Source organism: Klebsiella planticola (assembly GCF_000783935.2).
Taxonomy (GTDB): domain Bacteria; phylum Pseudomonadota; class Gammaproteobacteria; order Enterobacterales; family Enterobacteriaceae; genus Klebsiella; species Klebsiella planticola.
This window is the reverse complement of record NZ_CP026047.1, coordinates 665,016-687,202: the sequence shown is the minus strand read 5'-3', so window position 1 is coordinate 687,202 and position 22,187 is coordinate 665,016. Positions and strand designations below refer to the sequence as shown.

17 protein-coding genes are annotated in these 22,187 nt (G+C 59.0%); 10 read left to right on the top strand and 7 right to left on the bottom strand.

Annotation, left to right across the window (positions count from 1 at the left end):
* Positions 1–6 precede the first annotated feature (6 nt).
* Positions 7–1,317, bottom strand: coding sequence for an L-fucose:H+ symporter permease (gene fucP, locus MC50_RS03210; protein WP_047663431.1), 1,311 nt, complete (start codon positions 1,315–1,317; stop codon positions 7–9).
* Between the two features lie 601 nt (positions 1,318–1,918).
* On the opposite strand from fucP, the gene fucA reads away from it, so the two are divergent.
* Entirely contained in the window at positions 1,919–2,566 is a 648-nt protein-coding gene (gene fucA, locus MC50_RS03205) for an L-fuculose-phosphate aldolase (protein WP_032690925.1), read from the top strand.
* Between the two features lie 25 nt (positions 2,567–2,591).
* The gene (fucO, locus tag MC50_RS03200; protein ID WP_049266558.1) at positions 2,592–3,740 is read left to right on the top strand and encodes a lactaldehyde reductase; all 1,149 of its coding nucleotides are present in this window, start codon (positions 2,592–2,594) and stop codon (positions 3,738–3,740) included.
* 44 nt (positions 3,741–3,784) lie between these two features.
* Here fucO and xni read toward each other — a convergent pair whose 3' ends face one another.
* Positions 3,785–4,546, bottom strand: coding sequence for a flap endonuclease Xni (gene xni, locus MC50_RS03195; protein ID WP_032690927.1), 762 nt, complete (start codon positions 4,544–4,546; stop codon positions 3,785–3,787).
* A gap of 120 nt (positions 4,547–4,666) precedes the next feature.
* Positions 4,667–6,610, bottom strand: a complete 1,944-nt coding sequence (locus tag MC50_RS03190; protein ID WP_032690928.1) for a sigma-54-dependent Fis family transcriptional regulator — start codon at positions 6,608–6,610, stop codon at positions 4,667–4,669.
* Between the two features lie 271 nt (positions 6,611–6,881).
* Between MC50_RS03190 and ssuD the strand changes: the two genes are divergently transcribed.
* From ssuD to MC50_RS03150, 8 genes are all read left to right on the top strand, one after another.
* Positions 6,882–8,054, top strand: a complete 1,173-nt coding sequence (ssuD, locus tag MC50_RS03185) for an FMNH2-dependent alkanesulfonate monooxygenase (protein ID WP_032696744.1) — start codon at positions 6,882–6,884, stop codon at positions 8,052–8,054.
* A 46-nt stretch (positions 8,055–8,100) separates the two neighbouring features.
* Positions 8,101–9,498 carry an FAD/NAD(P)-binding protein gene (locus MC50_RS03180; protein ID WP_047663430.1) on the top strand — a complete coding sequence of 466 codons (1,398 nt, stop codon included), beginning with the start codon at positions 8,101–8,103 and terminating at the stop codon, positions 9,496–9,498.
* Positions 9,499–9,570: 72 nt separating this feature from the next.
* Complete coding sequence (locus MC50_RS03175; RefSeq protein ID WP_047663429.1) at positions 9,571–10,977, top strand: LLM class flavin-dependent oxidoreductase; 1,407 nt, start codon at positions 9,571–9,573, stop codon at positions 10,975–10,977.
* Positions 10,974–11,993, top strand: coding sequence for a methionine ABC transporter ATP-binding protein (locus MC50_RS03170; RefSeq protein WP_032696746.1), 1,020 nt, complete (start codon positions 10,974–10,976; stop codon positions 11,991–11,993). Before MC50_RS03175 ends, MC50_RS03170 begins: the two co-directional genes overlap by 4 nt.
* Positions 11,990–12,688 (top strand): methionine ABC transporter permease, encoded by a 699-nt coding sequence (locus MC50_RS03165; RefSeq protein WP_047663428.1) that lies wholly within the window; start codon positions 11,990–11,992, stop codon positions 12,686–12,688. Before MC50_RS03170 ends, MC50_RS03165 begins: the two co-directional genes overlap by 4 nt.
* Positions 12,685–13,563 (top strand): MetQ/NlpA family ABC transporter substrate-binding protein, encoded by an 879-nt coding sequence (locus tag MC50_RS03160; RefSeq protein ID WP_047663427.1) that lies wholly within the window; start codon positions 12,685–12,687, stop codon positions 13,561–13,563. The genes MC50_RS03165 and MC50_RS03160 overlap by 4 nt, the downstream gene beginning before the upstream one ends.
* Positions 13,564–13,734: 171 nt before the next feature.
* Positions 13,735–15,156: an MFS transporter gene (locus tag MC50_RS03155; protein ID WP_046853509.1), complete on the top strand. Its 1,422-nt coding sequence runs from the start codon at positions 13,735–13,737 to the stop codon at positions 15,154–15,156.
* A 10-nt stretch (positions 15,157–15,166) separates the two neighbouring features.
* On the top strand, positions 15,167–16,390 hold the full coding sequence (locus MC50_RS03150; protein WP_047663426.1) for an acyl-CoA dehydrogenase family protein: 1,224 nt from the start codon (positions 15,167–15,169) through the stop codon (positions 16,388–16,390).
* Positions 16,391–16,430: 40 nt separating this feature from the next.
* Here MC50_RS03150 and MC50_RS03145 read toward each other — a convergent pair whose 3' ends face one another.
* The 4 genes from MC50_RS03145 to ppnN all read right to left on the bottom strand — a co-directional run bounded on the left by MC50_RS03145 (position 16,431) and on the right by ppnN (position 22,174).
* The gene (locus MC50_RS03145) at positions 16,431–17,369 is read right to left on the bottom strand and encodes an aliphatic sulfonate ABC transporter substrate-binding protein (protein ID WP_032690937.1); all 939 of its coding nucleotides are present in this window, start codon (positions 17,367–17,369) and stop codon (positions 16,431–16,433) included.
* Positions 17,370–17,523: 154 nt separating this feature from the next.
* Positions 17,524–18,891 (bottom strand): L-serine ammonia-lyase, encoded by a 1,368-nt coding sequence (locus tag MC50_RS03140; RefSeq protein WP_032690938.1) that lies wholly within the window; start codon positions 18,889–18,891, stop codon positions 17,524–17,526.
* 55 nt (positions 18,892–18,946) lie between these two features.
* The gene (locus MC50_RS03135) at positions 18,947–20,236 is read right to left on the bottom strand and encodes an HAAAP family serine/threonine permease (protein WP_032690939.1); all 1,290 of its coding nucleotides are present in this window, start codon (positions 20,234–20,236) and stop codon (positions 18,947–18,949) included.
* A 570-nt stretch (positions 20,237–20,806) separates the two neighbouring features.
* The gene (gene ppnN / locus MC50_RS03130) at positions 20,807–22,174 is read right to left on the bottom strand and encodes a nucleotide 5'-monophosphate nucleosidase PpnN (protein WP_004867006.1); all 1,368 of its coding nucleotides are present in this window, start codon (positions 22,172–22,174) and stop codon (positions 20,807–20,809) included.
* Positions 22,175–22,187: the final 13 nt, after the last annotated feature.

Below are 22,187 nucleotides of genomic sequence, written 5' to 3'. Positions count from 1 at the left end.
AAATGTTCAGTTCGTTACCGCTTGTGAGCGGAAACGGGCAAAAATAAAGATGATGGCAAAGCACAGTGCCGGAACCAGTTCTGCGGTGGGGATGTTGCCGGCGGCATCGCTGACAAAGCCCATCACCGGCGTGACGATCCCGCCGCCAATAATGGTCATGACGATAAACGACGATCCGTATTTGGTGTCCTGTCCCAGGCTCTTGATCCCCAAAGAGAAAATGGTCGGGTACTGAATGGACATGAACGCGCTGCACAGCGTCAGGGCCAGCAGGCCGATATGCCCGCCGCTCAGGGCGGAGATCAGGCACAGCGCCATCGACAGCAGGGCGTAGGCGGCAAGGACTTTATGCGGGGCAAAGCGGCTGATAAGCCAGGTCCCGCTAAAGCGGCCAATAAAGAAGCACACCATCGTGCCGGTCAGGTAGTTGGCGGCGAAACCTGGGGTCATGCCGGGAATCTCTTCAATGGCGTAGCGGATCAGATAGCTCCAGCAGGCGGTTTGCGCGCCGACGTAGCAGAACTGCGCCAGTACCGCCCAGCGCCAGTGGCGAATGCGGGCGAGGCGGCTGAATGAGGCCACGAAGGAGCTGGGTTCGCTTTCACTGTGGTCGTCGCTTTGCAGAGCCGGAAATTTTGTCAGCATAATCAGCAGAGCGACCAGCAGCACCACGGCGACGATAATCATGTACGGGGTCTGGACCGACAGGACCAGGCTGTGTTTATAGGCGCTGAGCTGGTCAGGCGCCATTTTATCGAGCACCTCCGGAGATTGATGTGGCACATGAGACAAAATAAGACTTTGCCCAAATACAACTGCAATAATGGCGCCAAAAGAGTTAAAGGTTTGCGCCAGATTAAGACGGAAGTGACCACCGCTTTCCGGGCCTAATACCGTGACGAAAGGGTTTGCTGCCGTTTCAAGACACCCGAGACCGGCGGCAATAATAAAAATCCCGATGAGAAATAACGTATAATTCATGATTTCAGCAGCGGGCCAGAATAGCGCAGCGCCGAAAGCATACAAAAATAACCCGGTAATGATCCCGGCTTTATAGCTGAGTTTCTTCATCAGTATTCCGGCGGGGATCGGAATGACAAAGTAGCCAAAATAAAATGCCGACTGAATCAGGCCTGCCTGGAAGTTGGTTAATGTAAAGGCCTGTTGAAACTGGGGTAGCAAAATATCATTGAGATTATTGGCGACAGCCCAAAGAAAAAATAATGAGCACAGCAAGGCGAATGGAATAATGTAGCGCTGACGTTGACCGACATCCACCGCGCGAAAACTCTGCGTTTGTATTGTTGTATTTCCCATAGCATCCTCATCAGTTAAGAAGCGTGTTCAGCATCTCAGGCGTGCGGTTGGTATGACTCACCAGACCGGCAACCGGGTGAGTTCCTGTGCCGACGTCCTCGTTATTCTCATCCCGCCGCGAGAGCGTCTCTTGAATAATTAGGGGGGGTGAATGAACTCATGAGGTCATTTTCAAATAAAAAAGGTCTTTTAATATGATAACGGTCACACTTCACCCAATAACGGTGGTTTTATGTGATTGCTATCACTTTAATTTCTGTAAAACAATGACCGTTTGAGTGAAATTAATTTAAAAGCCACAGGATGGTTGCCCGATTTAATTTATTGTGGTGAAAACGGTCAGTTGTTAAATGACAAGCTAAATTGCCCGTTTAGAACGAGAAAAATAATAACGGTCATTTTTCACGGCTGAAAAATATTGCGGCCTGATTAAACCAGGGAAATTAATTGATGGCGGTCACAGAATACGTGAATGTAAATTCCTTTCTGATTATTCAATATGATGATAGCCAGTAAATATAAAACTGACTCAACAGGGCCGGAATGCAACGCGAAAGCGTTTCTGTTAGCCCGGTGTTGAATCGCTGAGAGAGGTAAATAAATGGAACGGAACAGACTGGCGCGGCAGATTATTGATACCTGCCTGGAAATGACCCGACTGGGGCTGAATCAGGGCACCGCCGGGAACGTGAGCGTGCGTTATGACGGGGGGATGCTGATTACGCCGACGGGGATTCCTTATGAAAAACTCACTGAATCTCACATCGTGTGGATCGATGCCAACGGCCAGCACGAGCAGGGGAAACTGCCGTCGAGCGAGTGGCGTTTTCATCTGGCCGCCTACCAGACCCGGCCCGATGCGCAGGCCGTGGTGCATAATCACGCGGTGCACTGCACGGCGGTGTCGATCCTCAATCGCCCGATCCCGGCGATCCACTACATGATTGCCGCTGCCGGAGGGAACTCCATTCCCTGTGCGCCGTATGCCACCTTTGGGACTCGCGAACTGTCAGAGTTTGTCGCCGTGGCGTTAAAGCATCGCAAAGCGACGCTGCTGCAGCACCATGGCCTGATTGCCTGTGAAGAGAATCTGGAAAAAGCGCTGTGGCTGGCGCATGAAGTCGAGGTTCTGGCTCAACTCTATCTCAGTACCCTGGCGATCGTCGATCCTGTACCGGTGCTGGACGACGAGGCCATTGCCATCGTACTGGAAAAATTCAAAACCTACGGGTTACGTATCGAAGAGTGATTCGCAAAGCGAGCGGGAGGCGACGATGGCGAACAGAATGATTTTAAACGAGACGGCATGGTTCGGTCGGGGAGCGGTGGCGGCATTAACCGATGAAGTGACCCGCCGGGGATATCGCAAGGCGCTGATAGTGACGGATAAGAATCTGGCGCAATGCGGCGTGGTCGACAAGGTGACGCGCAGGATGGATGACGCGGGCCTGGCCTGGGAGATATTTTCCGGCGCGATCCCTAATCCGACGATTGCCGTGGTGCAGGAGGGGCTCGGAGCGTTTCAACGCAGCGGCGCCGACTACCTGATCGCGATTGGCGGCGGTTCGCCGCAGGATACCTGTAAGGCGATCGGCATTATCCACGCTAACCCGGAGTTTGCCGACGTGCGTAGCCTGGAAGGGCTATCGCCGACCCGCAATCCGGGGGTACCGATCATGGCCATTCCGACCACCGCAGGAACCGCGGCGGAAGTGACCATTAACTATGTGATAACCGATGAAGCGCAGCGGCGTAAATTCGTCTGCGTCGACCCGCATGATATCCCTCAGGTGGCCTTTATCGATGCCGATATGATGGACGGCATGCCGCCGGCGTTAAAAGCCGCGACCGGCGTGGATGCGTTGACCCATGCGATTGAAGGCTACATCACCCGGGCGGCATGGGCGCTGACCGATGCGCTACATATTAAAGCCATTGAGGTGATTGCCGGCGCGTTGCGAGATTCGGTAGCCGGCGATAGTCAGGCAGGCGAAGCGATGGCGCTGGGACAGTACATTGCTGGCATGGGGTTTTCCAACGTCGGGCTGGGGCTGGTGCACGGTATGGCGCATCCTTTAGGGGCGTTTTACAACACCCCGCACGGCGTGGCGAATGCGATTTTGTTACCCCACGTGATGCGCTACAACGCCGACTTCAGCGGCGAGAAGTTCCGCGATATCGCTCGCGCAATGGGGGAGAACGTGGATGGCGTGAGTCTGGAGCAGGCGCGCCAGTCCGCCGTTGATGCCGTCTTCCGTCTTAACCGCGATGTCGGTATTCCCCCAAATCTGCGTGACGTTGGGGTACGTAAAGAGGATATTCCGGCGCTGGCACAGGCGGCTTTTGCTGATGTCTGTACCGGGGGGAACCCCCGGGAGGCCAGCCTGGAGGAGATCATGACCCTGTATCATACTGCGTGGTAGTGCCTCATGCACAGGGCGATGCCAGCGTCGCCCTGTCGGTTTGTTTATGCCTGAGGGGCCAGCCGCAGCTGCTGTAAATTGCCGTCGAGCTGTAAATCGGTCTGCAGGCGGGCTATCTCACGGCAGGTAAAGGCCATCTCTTTATGCTCTTCCAGTTTTTTGCGCCATTTTTCAGGTACCTTCGCCAGCTGAGCATAGATGCCCTCCAGATCCTGATACTCCGTTAACAGCTGCGCCGCGCTCTTTGGGCCAATCCCCGCCACGCCCGGGACTTTTGAACTGCTGATCCCCGCCAGCCCCCAGTAATCAGGCAGTTGCTCCGGCGTGACGCCGAACTCTTTGGCGATGAAAGGGGCGTCCAGCCAGCGTTTCTGAAAGTAGTCGCGGATCAGAATCGTCGGCGACAGCAGCTGGCAATAGCCTTTATCGGTAGAGACGATCGTCGCCTGATGTCCGGCATGGGCGACTTTGATTGCCAGCGTGGCGGCGAGGTCGTCCGCTTCGTTGCCCGCTAAAGCCCAGCAGCGGATCCCGCGCTGCTCAAAGGCCGCGCGCAGGGCGGGCATTTCGGCTTCGAGGGTTTCCGGCATGGGCGCGCGCCCGGCTTTGTATTCCGGCAGGCGCTGGTGTCGCCAGCCGTGGGCGCGATCTTCGTCATCAAAAACCGCCACGGCATGGGTTGGCTGGCTATGAACGATGAGCTGCTCCAGCGCGTGCAGGCAGGTGTCAACGCAGGGGGACCCCTGCACCGCATGAATGCGGCGGATCAGATTGAGTGCGTCGACAATTAACAGATGAACGGCCACAGATACCTCCTGGCGAGCCTGTCGAAACAGGCCCTTATTCACAGAACCTTAAGGGTATCATTGCCGTGGCGGAGAGGCTATCGGCACGGGGAGATTCGGGAAGATGCGCCGCAAAGAGGCTTAATCGGCGTGCAGCAGCAGGCCCGGTTCGCTGTGGGTGGCCTCGCCGTACCAGACCGCTTCGCGGACCGCAACCGGCTTGCCGATCAGGCCCAGCGCATAAAAACGGTCGGCAATAGTTTGCTGCGCGCGGATCACTTTGAGGTCCATCATCCGCGGGCGATGGCTGCGGCGGGCCAACGCCAGGGACAGCGAGGCGACGTTAATCCCCAGCTCTGCCGCCAGCAGCCCGGCGGCTTCATCCCGTCGCCGATCGATAAACTGCCCGGTTTGCGTCAGCTCGTGCAGCAGGCGCTGCATGATATCGCCATGACGCGTCACGTAGTCGCGGCGCGACAGGTAGAACTGATGGTTGTGCACCCGACCTTCGCCGTTGGCTACCACCCGCAACTCCCCGGTGTGTTCGGCGTCGCTTAACAGCGGATCCCACATCATCCAGGCATCCACCGCCAGATAGTCGCTGGCGGTCAGCGGGTATTTGGGCGGGGTGTAGACAATCCTGACGTCATTTAAGCCCAGCCCTGCCTCCTCGAGAATCTGCAACAGCAGCCAGTGCACGTTTGACCCTTTGTTCAACGCAATACGCTTCCCGCGCAAGTCGGCAATCGTGCGGATCGCGCTATGTTGCGGGACAACCATCGCCACGCTCTGCGGCGCGGGCGGTTCCCACGCCACGTACACCAGCTCGCTGTTGCCGGACTGGGCAAAGACCGGTGGCGCTTCGCCGGTGGTGCCAAAATCAATTTCGTGACAGGCGAGGGCGTGCAGCAGCTGTGGCCCGGCAGGGAATTCGCTCCACAGCACGCTGACCCCGAGATGGGCGAAGGCGCTTTCCAGGCTCTGTCGGGCCTTTAAAATGCCCAGATTGCCAAAACGCTGATAGCCGATACGTAACTCGCGGTCGGCGGAAACGGCGGCCGACAGCGGGCGCTGCGTGGTCTCTACCCGCCGACGGCTTTTAATCAGTCCAATGTTGGCCAGCTGTGTACGTAAGGTATGGCGACTGATGCCCAGCAGCGCCGCCGCCTGGCTTTGGTTGTCATCGCAGTGGGCCATCGCTCCGCGGATCAGCGCCCCGGTGATGCGCTCCCACAGTGCCTCGCCTGGCTGGTTAAGCTGCTGATAGATAAAACTATCCAGTTCATTATCGGTGGTTGTCGTCGGCGTATCGTACAACGTGCTCAGCCGCAGCTGCGCGGGCGTAATCTCCTCCTCTTTGCTGAGCAGAACCGCGTTATGTAACGTATTTTCCAGTTCGCGGATATTGCCGGGCCACGGATAGTCCATCAGCCTCGCCAGCGTTTCCGGCGCCAGGCGGCGGGTCGGACGACCCAGCCGGCGGGCATACAGCGTTAAAAAGTGATTGGCCAGCTGGGGAATATCCTGGCGGCGCTGGCGCAGCGGCGGCAGCGGCACGATGGCGATATTCAAACGGTAGTAGAGGTCTTCGCGGAAGCGGCGTTCGCGGATCGCCTGAGCTAAATCGACATGGGTGGCGGCGATGACCCGCACATTCACTTTGATGGCCTTGCGCGAACCGACGCGGGTAATTTCCCGCTCCTGCAGCACGCGCAGCAGCTTGACCTGCAGCGGCAGGCTCAGTTCGCCGATCTCATCGAGCAGCAGGGTCCCGCCCTCGGCGGCTTCAAACCAGCCGGGGTGGCTCTGCACCGCGCCGGTAAAGGCGCCTTTTTCATGGCCGAAGAGTTCAGCTTCCGCCAGGCTTTCGGTCAACGCGCCGCAGTTAACGGCGAGAAACGGCTGGTGACGACGCGTGCTGTGATGATGAAGATAGCGGGCCACCACCTCTTTACCGGTGCCGGTTTCGCCGACGATCAGTACGGTGGCTTCCGTTGGCGCCAGCTTATCCAGCAGGCTCTGAAACGCTTTCGACGCCGGGTCGACCAGCACGGGCGTATCGGACAGGGATTCAGGATTGAGCATGGTGGACCTCCGGTAAATGACGCCTTGAACTTATCCTTTGCCAGCGACAGAAACCAGAGGGTCGCGACGTCAGGCTGTTGCAAAATCAACAGCGGGGGCACATGAACTGGCGCATTTGCAACAGCAAAATGGGCAGGGTGAAATTATAATTAACTGATTTTATTGAATTAATTTTTTATTCACCTTTGGCATGATTATCGCTAACACTCATATAACCAAATTAAAACATCTCTTCGATGAATATCGAATATGGTTATATAGGAAATGGATAATGACGCAGAAAGCGAGCGATACGATCAATGTGTTCTGGTTCTTGCCCACCCACGGTGACGGCCGTTATCTCGGGACCACCGAAGGCGGTCGCCCGGTGGATTTGCCTTATCTCCAGCAGGTCGCGCTGGCCGCCGATAGCCTCGGCTACTACGGCGTGCTGATTCCGACCGGGAAAAGCTGCGAGGACTCCTGGCTGGTGGCGTCGGCGCTGGCGCCGTTAACCCGCCGCCTGCGCTATCTGGTGGCGGTGCGTCCGGGTTTACAGCCGCCGACGCTGGCGGCGCGAATGGCGGCCACCCTCGACCGGCTGTCGGAAGGGCGGCTGCTGATCAACGTGGTGACCGGCGGCGATCCGGTGGAGAACAAAGGCGATGGGATCTTCCTCAACCACAGTGAACGCTACCAGGTGACCCGCGAATTTCTCGATGTCTACTCTCGTTTGCTGAAAGGCGAAAAGGTGGACTATCACGGGGAGCATATTCACGTTGAAGGGGCGGAAGTGCTGTTTCCGCCGGTGCAGGAAAACGGCCCGCCGCTGTACTTTGGCGGCTCTTCGGAGGAGGCCATCGACGTCGCCGCTGAGCAAATTGACAGCTACCTGACCTGGGGAGAGCCGCCGGCGCTGGTGGCGGAGAAGCTGGCTATCGTTCGTGAACGCGCTGCGGCGCGCGGGCGTACCCTGCAATACGGTATTCGCCTGCATGTGATCGTCCGTGAAACGGAAGAGGAGGCCTGGGCCGCCGCCGACCGACTGATTGCCCACCTGGATGATGACACCATTGCTCAGGCGCAGAAGATCTTCTCGCGTATGGATTCCGCAGGCCAGGCGCGGATGAGCGCTCTGCACAACGGCTCGCGCGACAATCTGCGTATTGCGCCAAACCTGTGGGCCGGCGTCGGGCTGGTACGCGGCGGGGCGGGGACGGCGCTGGTCGGCAATCCGCAGCAGGTGGCGGAGCGCATCCGTGAATATCAGGCGCTGGGGATCACCAACTTTATCTTCTCCGGTTACCCGCATCTGGAAGAGGCGCACCGCTTTGCCGAGCTGGTGATGCCGCTGCTGCCGCTGGCCAGCAACGCCCAGCCAAAAGCGCGCGGTGTTAATACCGGGCCGTTCGGTGAAACCATCGGCGGCGATAAGCGCCCGGTAAAACAGGTCAGCGCCAGCTGAGCGGAGGTCGCAATGTTTCGCTTCTTCTTTCATAAGGCGGTGGCCTATGCCAGCTGAACCTCATATCACGATCGTCGGCGGCGGCTTTAGCGGCGCGGCGGTGGCTATTCATCTGCTTGACCTGATGCCGGAAGGGGTACGGGTGACGCTGCTGGAGCCGCGCGCCGTGCCCGGGGCCGGCGTGGCCTATTCCACCGCCGAACCCAGCCACCGCATCAACGTGCCCGCCTCGCGGATGCAGTTGGCCGGTGAGGAGGAGGGCGCTTTTGACCGCTGGTACCGTAGTCAACCTGCTTTTGCCGACGATCCGCAGGCGTGGCGTGAAGATGGCTCGCTGTACCCCCAGCGCGGCCAGTTCGGGCGCTACGTCAGCCAGCGTTTTGCCGAGGCGGTACGGGTGAGCGCCGGGCGACTGGTTCACCTGCGCGAACAGGCGCTGACCTTTGACGAAAGCGGTATCACGACCGAGAGCGGTCGTCGGCTGCAAAGCGATCTGCTGATCCTGGCGGTGAGCCATCCGCCGCCGGCGCTGCCGCGTCTGGCGGCGCCTTTTCACGACCATCCGGCGCTGATTGCCAACCCGTGGCGTGCGGACAGCCTTACGGCAATCGCCCCGGACGCGCGGGTGGCGGTGATGGGAACCGGGCTGACGATGGCGGATTGCATCGCTACTTTATCCCGGCTCGGCCACCGTGGGCCGATTACCGCCTTTTCCCGCCACGGCCTGTTGTCCCGCGGGAACGTCAGCAGCGCGGCGGCGCAATGGCCGGGCGAGTATCGCCACGGCACGCTGCGCCAGCGGCTGCGGCAGGTTCGCAGCGATGTCAGGCGTGCCGCAGAGCAGGGGCTTCCCTGGCAGGTGGTGCTGGACGCGGTGCGTCATCAGGGTCAGAGCATCTGGCAGGCGCTGACGTTTGCCGACCGCCAGCGTTTCCTGCGTCATCTGCGGCGCTACTGGGATGTGCATCGTTATCGCATTGCGCCGCAGATTGCCGAGGTGCTCGAGCAACGGCAGCGCGAGGGGAGCCTGCAGGTGCTGGCTGCACGGCTGACGGCGCTGGAAGGCGATTCCCGTACGCTGAGCCTCACCCTGGCGCCGCGCGCGGGCGAGCGCATTGCGCTGACCGTCGACCACCTGATTCTGACCACCGGCCCGGCCCACGGCGGGCTGATCGACAGCCAGCCGCTGCTGCGCGAACTGGCCCGTCGTGGCCTGATTCGCGCCGATAAGCTGGGTCTTGGGCTGGACGTGGATGCTCATTCCCGGGCGATTGGCCGCGACGGGCGTGCGATACCCAACCTGCTGATCTCTGGCCCGGCGGCTCGCGGCTATTTTGGCGAACTGATGGGGCTGCCGCAGGTGGCCGATCATGCCGCCGCCGTCGCCGCTGAAGCTTTACAGGCGCTGGGGATTGGGCAATCCGCCCGATGTCCCACGATCTAACCCCCCCATTCCCCTTATTCCTTGATGTGTTAAGCGTGTGTTCCGTTGACGGAATGCACCGTGGAGAGCGCTATGTCATCACAACGTGAAATTCGCCTGAATGCTTTTGATATGAACTGCGTCGGTCACCAGTCGCCGGGGCTGTGGACCCATCCGCGCGACCGCTCCTGGCAGTATAAGGACCTGGATTACTGGGTTGACCTGGCGCGTTTGCTGGAACGCGGTAAGTTCGACGGCCTGTTTATTGCCGACGTGCTGGGCATCTACGACGTGCTGAACGGCAACGGCGACGCGGCGATTCGCCAGGCGACGCAGGTGCCGGTGAATGATCCGCTGGCGTTGATTACCCCGATGGCGCTGGTGACGGAGCATCTGGGCTTTGGCCTGACCGCGTCACTGTCGTTTGAGCATCCGTACCCGTTTGCCCGCCGTCTCTCGACCCTCGATCATCTGACCAAGGGCCGGGTGGGCTGGAACATCGTTACCTCGTATCTGGAAAGCGGGGCGCGCAACATTGGCCATCAGGCGCAGACCGATCACGATGCGCGCTATGACTACGCCGATGAGTATCTCGACGTGGTTTATAAGCTGCTGGAAGGGAGCTGGGAAGATGGCGCGGTGCTGCGCGATCGCGAGCGCGGGATCTTCAGCGATCCGCAAAAAATTCATCCGATCAATCACCAGGGCAACTTCTTCACCGTGCCGGGGATCCACCTCTGCGAACCCTCGCCGCAGCGCACGCCGGTGCTTTATCAGGCCGGTGCCTCCAGCCGCGGTAAACAGTTTGCCGCCGGTCACGCCGAGTGCGTTTTTGTCGCCGCGCCGTCGAAAGTGCTGCTCAAAAAGACGGTGGCGGATATTCGCCGCCGCGCCGCCGAAGCCGGACGCGACCCGCACAGCATTCTGATTTTCAACCTGCAAACGGTCATCGTCGGCGAAACCGACCGCGAGGCGCAGGCCAAATGGCAGGAGTATAAATCGTACGTCAGCTATGAAGGGGCGCTGGCGCTGATCTCCGGCTGGACCGGGATCGACTTCGGCCAGTATCAGCCGGATCAGGTGCTGAAATACCTGCATACCAACGCCATCCAGTCGGCGGTAGAGGCCTTTTCCACCGCCGATCCCGATCGTCAGTGGACGGTCCGGGCGCTGGCCGACTGGGTGGGGATTGGCGGCTTCGGCCCGCTGATTGTCGGCAGCGCGGAAACGGTGGCCGACGAGCTGCAGGCGTGGGTCGAAGAGACCGATGTCGACGGCTTCAATCTGGCCTACGCCGTTACCCATGAAACCTTCCGCGATGTCGTGGATCTGCTCATTCCCGAACTGCAAAAACGCGGCGTCTTTAAGCAGGAGTATCGCGAAGGCACCCTGCGCGAAAAACTGTTCGGCGCCGGGCCGCGTCTGGTCGCGCCGCATCCGGGGGCGGGGTATCGTCGCGGCGCCCGCATCGACGTCGCGGCAGGGGAGAAGGTGACATGATCGAGATAGATAACCTGCATAAAAGCTACCGCGCGGCGGACGGGCGGGTCAGCGAGGTGCTGAAAGGGCTGTCGCTGCGGGTACCGACCCGCTCCATCACCGCGGTCGTGGGGCCGAGCGGTGCGGGAAAATCGACCCTCGCACGCCTTATCAGCCTGCTGGAGCGCCCCGACAGCGGCAGTATTCGGGTGAACGGCAACGACCTGTCGTTGCTCAGCGGCGAGGCGCTGCGTCGCGAGCGGCGCACGATCGGTACCGTTTTTCAGTCCTCCGCGCTGCTCAGCCGTAAAACGGCCTGGCAAAATATCGCCCTGCCGCTGGAATATCTCGGGGTGGTCGAGCGCGATATTAAAGCCCGCGTCGGCGAACTGCTGGAAAGCGTCGGGTTGAGCCATAAGGCGGATGCCTGGCCGGCCCAGCTTTCCGGCGGCCAGCGTCAGCGGATTGGTATTGCGCGTGCGCTGGCGCTGCGCCCGTCGGTGCTGCTGGCGGATGAAGCGACTTCGGGGCTGGATCCGCAGGCTACCGCAACGGTGCTGAATTTGCTCAAACGTCTGCGCGATGAATACCGTCTGGCGATCGTGCTGATCACCCACGAGATGGATGCGGTCCGCGCGGCGGCGGATGCGGTGGCAGAAATTCGCGATGGCGCAATTGTGCAATTCGGTCAGGTGAAAGAGCTGTTGGCGCGCCCGGATTCACTGCTGGGCCAGCAGCTGCTGCCGCTCTCTCCGGTCGCGGCTCACAGCGACCTGCTGCTGCGCCTGAGCTATCGCTGGGATGTCCCGGTGGCGACCGACTGGATCAGCCGCCTGAGCCAACAGTTTGCGCTGCAGATCGATCTGCTCGGCGGCCACGTTGAGGTGATCAACGGCCGGCTGGCGGGAAGGCTACAGGTGGGGGTGCGGTTCCAGGGTGAGCGTCTGCCGCCGTCGCGGGTGCTGGCGCTGCTGGCCCAGCTCGGTATCGCGGCGGAGGTCCTTGACGACGCGCCGGAACTCAAGGAGGCGGTATGAAGCCGACGGTAATCAGTCAGGATACTCCCTGGAGCGAGATCCATACGCTGCTGCTGCCCGCCTACGCTGAGACCTGGCTGATGGTGGCCATCGTGATGCTGTTTGTGGTGACGCTGGGCGGTGTGGTCGGGGTGGTGCTATTCAATGCCTCAGCGCGCGGATTATTCCCGCATGCCGCGCTGTACCGGGTGTTGAACTGGGTGGTGAATATGGGGCGCTCTCTGCCGTTTCTGGTGCTGATGGCGGCGATTATTCCCTTCACCTTCTGGCTCACCGGGACAACGATCGGCATTCCTGCCGCGGTGGTGCCGATGATCGCCGCCGGGGTGCCGTTTTTTGGCCGGCTGGTGGAAAACGCGCTGCGCGAACTGCCGGCGGAAGTGACCGCCGTGGGGATCGTCTGCGGCGGCTCGCGCTGGCAGATCATCCGCAGCGCCCAGCTGAGCGAAGCCCTGCCGGCGTTAGTGGCGGCGGTGACGCTCAATCTGGTCTCAATGATCGAATATTCCGCGATTGCCGGCACCATCGGCGCGGGAGGCATCGGCTATCTGGCGGTGGTGTACGGCTACCAGCGCTTCGACAACCACATCATGATCGCCACCATTATCGCGCTGATCGCCACGATTCAGCTGATTCAATTTTTCGGTGACCGTCTGGTCAACAAACTTCGCCACACGCAGGGGATCGCTTCATGACAACAGAACAATTTGAGTTACGTAAGGCCCGCCGCTGGCCGTGGCTGGCGGCGCTGGTGGTGATTGTGGCGCTGGCCGTCGCCTTTTGGTGGTGGCGGGGAGAGGCCCGGTCGCAGCAGGTGGTGTTTGGCACCACCCTGAAAATCCATTATGAACCGGCGATGGCCGGCGAACAGCGAATTATCGAGTACATCGGCCAGCATATTGCGCCGGATTATGGCCTGAAGCTGGAGGCGGTGGGCGTGCAGGATCCGGTGCAGGCGGACCGGGCGGTGGCGCAAGGGGAATACGCCGGAACCATCTATCAGCATCAATGGTGGTTGAAGCAGGTGGTGGACGCCAATGGCTTCGCGCTTTCAACCACGGTACCGGTATTCCAGTGGGCTTTTGGGATTTACTCCGATCGCTATACATCGGTCAAGGATCTGCCGAACGGCGCGACGATCGTGGTGCCAGATGACGGCGCCAACCAGGGGCAGGCGCTGTGGCTACTGCAGCGCATCGGCCTGATTACGCTAGACCCGAAGGTGGAGCCGCGTACGGCAAAGCTGAAAAATATCGTCGGCAACCCGCATCAGTTTAATTTCAAAGAGCTGGACTTGTTAACCATGCCGCGGGCGCTCAATTCGGTGGATGCGGCAATCGGCTATGTCTCGCAGTTTGATGCCGGAAAAGTGTCGCGCGATAAAGGCATCTTATTCCCGCCGGCGCCGCGTACCTTTGCTTCGCAATTAGTTATCGGGACGCCTTATTTATCGCAGGAGAATATCGTCAAATTGAAGCAGGCGTTTTCCGACCCGCGCATTCAAAGCTGGTTGAAAACCACCGATGATCCGCTGGTGAAAGACGTGCTGGTGCCGGTTTCCGCGGAATAATCTGCGCTGATGATAGATCTCGCAGGACGGGCGAAGGCGCGTCCTGTTTTTGTTGCTTATATTAAGTAACTTATTGAATATATTGATTTTTATATGCGTTTTTGTTGGTTCCACTTTATCGGCTGGCGGCCTATAACTTCGATCACCTGCACAACATAATAAGGTGAAAACATGAGTACGCTGTCTGTTGATAATCCCGGTGTGGCCTCCGCGCCGGTGAGTAGCGTCGGGGACGTGGCGCGGCTGATTAATTCGGGCAAGGATCAGGCTAAATATGCGCGGATGATTGTCTTCCTCGCTCTCGGCGGCGTCTTTCTCGACGCCTATGATTTAACCACGCTCTCCTACGGCATCGATGACGTGGTGCGTGAATTCCAGCTTTCGCCGCTGCTGACCGGCCTGGTCACCTCATCCATTATGGTCGGCACCATTATCGGCAACTTAATCGGCGGCTGGCTGACGGATAAATATGGCCGCTATTCGGTGTTTATGGCCGACATGCTGTTTTTCGTCGTCTCGGCCATCGCCGCCGGTCTGGCCCCCAATGTCTGGGTGCTGATCGGCGCGCGCTTTCTGATGGGCATCGGCGTGGGTATCGATCTGCCGGTCGCCATGTCCTACCTCGCTGAATTCTCCCGTTTTACCGGCAAAGGCAATAAGGCCGCGCGCCTCGCCGCCTGGTGCCCGATGTGGTACGCCGCCTCGACGGTCTGCTTCCTGATTATCTTCGGTCTCTATTTCCTGCTGCCGCAGGCGCACCTCGACTGGCTGTGGCGCGCCTCGCTGCTGTTTGGCGCCGTCCCGGCGCTGCTGATTATCGCCGTGCGCAGTAAATTTATGAATGAATCACCGCTGTGGGCGGCAAACCAGGGGGACCTGACTTCGGCGGTGCGCATTCTGCGCGACTCATACGGCATTGTCGCCCATGAAGCGCCGACCGAACGTCCCGCGCCGCCGCCGAAAGTGAGCTTCCGCGTGCTGTTTGAAAAGCCGTATCGCGAGCGCACCATCGTCGCCGGGGTGATGAATATTTGTATCTCCTTTGAGTACACCGCCATCGCCTTTTTCCTGCCGTCGATCCTCGCCCGGTTTCTCGGGGCCGGGGTGTTTGAAACCATCTCCGCCTCGCTGGGGCTGAATGCGCTGTTTGCCTTTACCGGCGGGCTGCTGGGGATGCATCTGGCGTGGAAATACCCGTCGCGCCACGTGGCGATTGCCGGCTTCGCGCTGCAGTTTATCGCCCTGATCGTCCTTGCGCTGGTCGGCCAGCCGCAGGCCACCGTCGGGGTCGTGCTGGCGATCGCGATGCTCGGCCTGTGGCTGTTTGCCGAGGGCTTCGGCCCCGGCGCGCAGCTGATGATCTATCCGGCGCTTTCCTATCCTACCGCGATTCGCGCCACCGGCGTCGGCTTCAGCCGGGCGCTCTCCGGTATCGGCAGCGCGCTGGCGCTGTTCGTGCTGCCGCTGCTGCAGGCCTCCCTCGGCACTCAGATGTTCTGGGTGGTGTCGCTGGCCGCCATTATTCCGATTTTCTTCCTGCTTGCGGTCCGCCACGAGCCGACGCGTCACGATATTGACGACAGCCACCATTAAGGAACAGATGATGACATTACTCTCTACCGGTACCGATTATGAACAGCTGGCCGCGGCTTTCCGGCCGATTTTCTCGCGCATTGCGCAGGGAGCCGCGAACCGCGAACAGCACCGTATTTTGCCCGACGAGCAGATTCGCTGGCTGAAGGAAGCGGGGTTCGGCACGGTTCGCATTCCGCGGGAAAAGGGCGGCTGGGGCGCGTCGCTGCCGCAGCTGATTGCCCTGCTGATTGAGCTGGCCCAGGCCGACTCCAACCTGCCGCAGGCGCTGCGCGCCCATTTTGCCTTTGTTGAAGATCGCCTGAATCAGCCCGACTCCGCGCAGCGCGATCGCTGGTTGCAACGTTTTCTCGACGGGGAGCTGGTGGGCAGCGGCTGGACCGAAACCGGCGGGGTCAAGCTTGGGGAGGTGATTACCCAGGTGACGCCGGACGATCGCGGCTGGCGGTTAAACGGCGAGAAGTTTTACAGCACCGGGACGCTGTACGCCGACTGGATTGATGTCTTTGCCCGCCGCAGCGACAACCAGGGCGACGTTATTGCGCTGGTCAGCACCCGGCAGAGCGCGGTGGAACGCGAAGACGACTGGGATGGCTTTGGTCAGCGTCTGACCGGCAGCGGTACCACCCGCTTTAAGCAGGCACAGGTTGAGCAGGAACATGTCTATGATTTTGCTGAACGCTTTCGGTATCAGACCGCCTTCTATCAGCATATCTTACTGGCGACGCTGGCGGGGATCGGCCTGGCGGTGGAACGCGATGCCGCCGAGGGGGTGAAAAAACGCACCCGCATGTACAGCCATGGCAACGCCGCGGTCCCGCGTGAGGATGCGCAGGTCCTGCAGGTGGTGGGGCAAATCAGCAGCTGGGCGTGGGCGACCCGCGCGGCGGTGCTGCAGGCGGCGGAGTCTTTACAGCAGGCCTATGTCGTTCATGCCAGCGGCGATGAAGCGCTGATTGAACAGCGCAATCGGCTGGCGGAAGTCGAAGCGGCGCAGGCGCAGGTGGTTGCCAGCGAGTGGGTGCCGCGCGCGGCGATCGAGCTGTTTAACGCCCTCGGCGCGTCGGACACCCGGGCGGGCAAGGCGCTCGACAGGCACTGGCGCAACGCGCGCACGGTGGCCTCGCATAACCCGGTTATCTACAAAGCGCGCAATATTGGCAACTGGCTGGTCAACGGCGAGGCGCCGACCTTTATCTGGCAGATTGGCGATGGCGAAAAGGCGCAGTGCTAAAAAGAGAGAAGGCGACGGGGAGGCCCGTCGCCGACAACGGTTATTTATCCTGCGACCAGGTGGCGCTGCGCACGTCCACCTTCACCGGCAGCAGGCCGATACGGGTGAAGGTATCCGCCAGCGCCTGCTGCTCGTTATAGACCGCAGGCGTCATGCGTTCGGCGCCATAGGGCAGGCGGGCAAGCGCTTTCAACCAGATAGCCTTATCCAGCCCGGTTGACGTGGCGAGGATCCCGGCGGCATCGTCCTGATGGGCGTTCGCCCAGTCGCTTAGCTGACTTAACTCATCCACCACCTGTTTTGCCGTATCCGGGTGGTTTTCGGCAAATTTGCGGCTGGCGAGGTAGAAGGTGTAATGCGGCACCAGCCCTTCGGCGTTGCTGATCTGCCGCGCCTTCGCGTTGGTTTCGACTTCGGCAAGGTACGGATCCCAGATAACCCAGGCATCAATGGCGCCTCGCTGGAAGGCGGCGCGGGCATCGGCCGGGGGCAGATAGACCGGGGTGATATCTTTATAGCTCAGCCCGGCTTTTTCCAGCGCGGCCACCAGCAGGTAGTTGACGTCGGAGCCTTTATTCAGCCCCACGCGCTTGCCTTTCAGGTCGGCCACGTTGTGAATCGTTGAGTTTTCCGGCACCACGATCGCTTCAGTCTTGGGGTTGGCCGGTGAGTGCGCGAGGTAGACCAGATCCGCCTGAGCGGCCTGGGCAAAGGCCGGCGGCGCATCGCCGGTGGCCGCCAGGTCGATACTGCCGACGTTCAGACCTTCCAGCATCTGCGGGCCGGCCGGGAATTCCACCCAGCGCACGGCGATGCCCTGTTTTTTGAAGGTCTCATCGAGGGAGCCGCGGTATTTGAGCAGGGCGAAGATATTGGCCTTCTGATAGCCAATGTTGACGGTTTCCGGCGCCTGAGCCAGCGCGGACGCAGACAGCCCGAGCAGCAGCGGCAGCGCGGCCAGATGCAACCTTTTGGACATAATGTGTTCTCCTTTGGCGGTTTGCCGTAAGGTAACAAATTGTCCTTATAACCAATAAATAACTAAATTGTAATTGATATAACTGAAATATCTGGCGAGGGAGAAGAGATTGCGGGGAAGCTGCCCGGCAGAATCGGCTGCCGGGCAGGTATCGTTAATCGCAGGCGACGATTTTCATTGCCAGGCCGCCGCGCGAGGTTTCGCGGTATTTGGCGTTCATATCTTTGCCCGTTTCATACATGGTTTCGATGACCTTATCGAGACACACGCGCGGTTCGCTGGTGCGGCGCAGCGCCATTCGCGCGGCATTGACCGCTTTGACGGCGGCGATGGCGTTACGTTCGATGCAGGGAACCTGTACCTGGCCGGCAACCGGATCGCAGGTCAGACCGAGGTTGTGTTCCATACCGATCTCTGCCGCGATGCACACCTGACCCGGGCTACCGCCCAGCAGCTCGGTGAGACCGGCCGCCGCCATCGAACAGGCCACGCCGACTTCGCCCTGGCAACCGACTTCGGCGCCGGAAATCGAGGCGTTCATCTTATACAGCGAGCCGATCGCGCTGGTTACCAGCAGGTAACGCGCCAGCGAATTAGCATTCACCTTGCGGATAAACTTGTCGTAATAGGCCAGTACCGCCGGCACGATGCCGCAGGCGCCGTTGGTGGGCGCAGTCACCACGCGTCCACCGGCGGCGTTCTCTTCGTTGACCGCCAGGGCAAACATGTTGATCCAGTCAACCACCGCCATCGGGTCGCTGTTGGTATTGTCCTGGCTAACCAGCATCCGGCGCAGGGCGGCGGCACGACGCGGAACCCGCAGCTTGCCCGGCAGTACGCCTTCGGTGGTGATGCCGCGCTCAATACCGCTGCTCATCACTTCCCAGACGGCGGCGAAGTGCTGCTCCAGCTGCTCTTTGCTGTGCAATGCCAGTTCGTTTTGCATCATCAGGCCGGAAAGCGAGAGCCCGCTTTCGCGGCAGTGTCTTTGCAGGTCGGCCGCATTTTTGTACGGATAAGGCACCACCGGCGGCGCTTCATTGGTCAGGCCGAAATGTTCTTCATCGACAATAAACCCGCCGCCGATGGAGTAGTAAGTCTGGGTGTAGAGCACCTTGTCGCCGCCCAGGGCGGTAATGCGCATACCGTTCTCATGCAGCGACAGGTTGTCGGCATGGAAATTCATGCACTGGTCGACCGGGAATTCAACTTCCTGCTGGCCGTTCGCCAGCATCAGGCGGCCGTGGGTGTTGACGTCCTGAATGAATGCCGGGATGGCGTCGATATCAACGCTGTCAGGCAGGTTGCCCGCAAGACCCATAATAATGGCGATGTCGGTATGGTGGCCTTTACCGGTGAGGGAAAGGGAGCCGTAAACGTCGACAACGACTTTGGTGACGTTGGCAAGCAGCCCGCGCGCGATAAGATCGTCCGTGAACTGCTTGCCCGCTTTCATTGGTCCAACGGTATGGGAGCTGGAAGGGCCAATGCCGATTTTAAAAATATCGAATACGCTGATCATGTTGCATCCAGTACTGTCGGGGAGCGCGCCGCCTGCTGGCGGCGCGGGGGAGAGATTAGCTGAACAGAGAGTAGAAAATCGCGGAGATAGCAATCAGGCCCATAATCACCACGAAGACGTTGCTGATGTGGCCGCTGTATTTGCGCATGGCCGGGACTTTCTGGATGGCATACATCGGCATCAGGAACAGAATCATCGCGATAATCGGGCCGCCGAGGGTTTCGATCATCCCGAGAATGCTTGGGTTCAGCGTGGCCACAATCCAGGTGGTCACCAGCATGAACAGCGCCGTGATTTTGTTCAGTTTATTGATTTCGATGGATTTGCCTTTACCGCGCAGGGATTTAATCACCATGCCGTTAAAGCCTTCACGTGCGCCCAGGTAGTGGCCGAGGAAGGATTTGGTGATGGCGATCATCGCGATGATCGGCGCCATCCAGGCAATGACCGGTGCGTTAAAGTGGTTCGCCAGGTAAGACAGAATCGAGATGTTCTGCGCTTTTGCTTCTGCCAGATCGGCCGGAGACAGGCTCAGTACGCAGCTGAAGACGAAGAACATCACGGTCAATACCATCATGATATGAGCGCGAGCCAGGATGCTGGAGCACTTCTTCTCTGCGCCCTGACCGTACTCTTCACGCTTCGCCACGGCGAAGGAGGAGATGATCGGCGAGTGGTTAAAGGAGAACACCATTACCGGAATCGCCAGCCAGAGAGTCATCCACAGACCATTACCGGTAAAGGTAGCGCTGTTCAGGGAGAGGGTTTCCAGCGCCGCGCCGTTCCACTGAGGAATCAGGTACAGTGCGAGGATCATCAGAGCGATAACGAACGGGAACACCAGAATACTCATCGCCTTAACAATCATCTGCTCGCCGAAACGCACGATGGTCATCATGCCCACAATCAGAATCAGCGACAGGATCGCACGCGGCGGCGCGGTCATCTGCAGCTGGTGGGTCATAAAGCTTTCGACGGTATTGGTGATAGCCACGCTATAAACCAGCAGAATCGGGTAGATGGCGAAGAAGTAGAGCAGAGTAATCAGTTTACCTGCGCCGACACCGAAGTGCTCTTCTACCACTTCCGTGATGTCTTCACCCGGATTTTTACCGGAAAGGACAAAACGGGTCATTCCGCGGTGGGCGAAAAAGGTCATCGGGAAAGCAAGAATTGCCATGATGATCAGGGGGATCATCCCGCCGACGCCGGCATTAATCGGCAGGAACAACACGCCCGCACCGATTGCCGTACCGTACAGTCCCAGCATCCACATGGTATCTGTTTTGCGCCATCCGCTACGGGTTTCGCCCGATACGATAGTGCTGGTTTGAGTGGTTTCCATCTGTATCTCCTGGAGGAAGCGACCAAATATAATGATTAAAATCAATTAAGTAATATTAAATGTGTTTGATTACGGTTTTTTAATGATTTTCTCCGCAGCAAGTGGGGCGGAAAGATACATTTATCTGGTAAATGCATCAGTGATCGCGATCCCAATTGCAATAATCCACTTTCGAGGTGGGTATTTTTAGTTCAACAGTCTGTTTCTGGTGATCAGCCAGGTATTTGTGGCGCGAAGGCTACCATTTACAGGATATGAGATAAAAGAAGGTAGGCTTAATAACGATGTTTTTACTGTAAAAATGAGATACTGACGATGTTTTCGCGCTTAAATGCCTTTTTATCAGTGATATTTATTGCTTCTTATGGAAACGCAAACGATTGGCTTTTGTTAAAATGTTACAAAGCATTCTTAAAATAAATGAATTATTGGGAAAGCGGGCCTGAGAAGTTTAAGAGAGGTTAAAGGAGGTTAAAGGAGGTTAAAGGAGGTTAAAGGAGGTTAATACGGGAAGAGGGGGAAAGCGGATTACGGCAGCACGCGCCGTAACCCGGAATGACAGATTAGCTATCAGGAACAGATTTCGTAGCAAGGAATATACGCAGTGCCGCCCGGAAGCTTCATGCGGTGCTGGGCGACGAAACCCTGCAGCAGATCGTCCATCCGACGCATCATCTGCGGATCGCCGTGCAGCTTGTAAGGACCGAATTTTTCAATCGCCTGGATACCCACCTCTTTGACGTTGCCGGCCACGATACCGGAGAACGCGCGCCGCAGGTCTGCCGCCAGCATCTCGACCGGCTGATCGGGATAAAGCTTGAGGTTGGCCATGTTTTCATGTGTCGGGTCGAAGGGCATTTGCAGATCCGGGGTGATACGAATCGACCAGTTAAAGCTGTAGGCATCGTCGGTTTCCCGGCGACTCTCTTTCACCAGCGGCATCGCTTTCTTCATCTGGCGCGCCACTTCGCTGGCGTCGTCGATAATGATGCGATAGTGGCGACGCGCCGACTCGCCCAGCGTATGGACGATGAACTCATCCAGCACGCGGAAATAGTCGGCGCTCTCTTTCGGACCGGTGAGGATCAGCGGCAGGACCTGCGATGTGTTGGCCGGGTGCATTAAAATCCCCAGCAGATAAAGCAGCTCTTCCGCGGTGCCGACGCCGCCCGGGAAGATAATAATGCCGTGGGCGATACGGACAAACGCCTCAAGACGTTTTTCGATATCCGGCATGATCAGCAGCTCGTTAACCAGCGGGTTAGGCGGTTCGGCGGCAATAATTGATGGCTCGGTCATGCCGATAAAGCGGCTGTCTTTGTAACGCTGCTGGGCGTGGCCGACCGCGGCGCCTTTCATCGGCGCTTCCATCGCACCCGGACCGCAGCCGGTGCAGATATTCAGTTCGCGCAGACCCAGCTGGGTCCCGACGCGACGGGCGTACAGATATTCGTTTTCGTTAATCGAGTGGCCGCCCCAGCAGACAATCATATTCGGCGCTTCGCCGACGTGCAGCGCACGGGCGTTACGCAGAATAGAGAACACCAGGTTGGTGATATGCACTGAGCTTTCAAGATCGAGATTCGGGAAGCGCACGGTGTTGTGAATCTGCCCGTAAACGAACAGGATATCGCGCAGCACGGCGAACAGGTTGGCCTGCAGGGAACGGATAATACGCCCGTCAACGAAGGCCTCTTCCGGGGGATTGATCAGTTCCAGCTTCACGCCGCGTTCACGACGCAGCACGTTGATATCGAAGTTTTCAAAACGAGACAGCAGCTCCTTGCTGTTATCGGTCAGGCTCCCCGAGTTGAGTACAGCAAGCGAGCAGTTACGAAAGAGTTGATAGAGGTCACTGCTGGCGGTGCGTTTAAGCATATCCACTTCCAGCTGTGACAGCATATCCATTGAACCAAGCGGGCTAACATGTGTAATCAAGTGAACTCCTTAC

Coding starts and splice junctions, on each gene's coding strand:
- MC50_RS03155 (WP_046853509.1), top strand. CDS start 13,735: ATGAGTACGCTGTCTGTTGATAATCCCGGTGTGGCCTCCGCGCCGGTG.
- MC50_RS03180 (WP_047663430.1), top strand. CDS start 8,101: ATGCCAGCTGAACCTCATATCACGATCGTCGGCGGCGGCTTTAGCGGC.
- MC50_RS03150 (WP_047663426.1), top strand. CDS start 15,167: ATGACATTACTCTCTACCGGTACCGATTATGAACAGCTGGCCGCGGCT.
- MC50_RS03175 (WP_047663429.1), top strand. CDS start 9,571: ATGTCATCACAACGTGAAATTCGCCTGAATGCTTTTGATATGAACTGC.
- MC50_RS03140 (WP_032690938.1), bottom strand. CDS start 18,891: ATGATCAGCGTATTCGATATTTTTAAAATCGGCATTGGCCCTTCCAGC.
- fucO (WP_049266558.1), top strand. CDS start 2,592: ATGGCGAACAGAATGATTTTAAACGAGACGGCATGGTTCGGTCGGGGA.
- fucA (WP_032690925.1), top strand. CDS start 1,919: ATGGAACGGAACAGACTGGCGCGGCAGATTATTGATACCTGCCTGGAA.
- fucP (WP_047663431.1), bottom strand. CDS start 1,317: ATGGGAAATACAACAATACAAACGCAGAGTTTTCGCGCGGTGGATGTC.
- ssuD (WP_032696744.1), top strand. CDS start 6,882: ATGACGCAGAAAGCGAGCGATACGATCAATGTGTTCTGGTTCTTGCCC.
- MC50_RS03135 (WP_032690939.1), bottom strand. CDS start 20,236: ATGGAAACCACTCAAACCAGCACTATCGTATCGGGCGAAACCCGTAGC.
- MC50_RS03145 (WP_032690937.1), bottom strand. CDS start 17,369: ATGTCCAAAAGGTTGCATCTGGCCGCGCTGCCGCTGCTGCTCGGGCTG.
- MC50_RS03170 (WP_032696746.1), top strand. CDS start 10,974: ATGATCGAGATAGATAACCTGCATAAAAGCTACCGCGCGGCGGACGGG.
- MC50_RS03190 (WP_032690928.1), bottom strand. CDS start 6,610: ATGCTCAATCCTGAATCCCTGTCCGATACGCCCGTGCTGGTCGACCCG.
- MC50_RS03160 (WP_047663427.1), top strand. CDS start 12,685: ATGACAACAGAACAATTTGAGTTACGTAAGGCCCGCCGCTGGCCGTGG.
- MC50_RS03165 (WP_047663428.1), top strand. CDS start 11,990: ATGAAGCCGACGGTAATCAGTCAGGATACTCCCTGGAGCGAGATCCAT.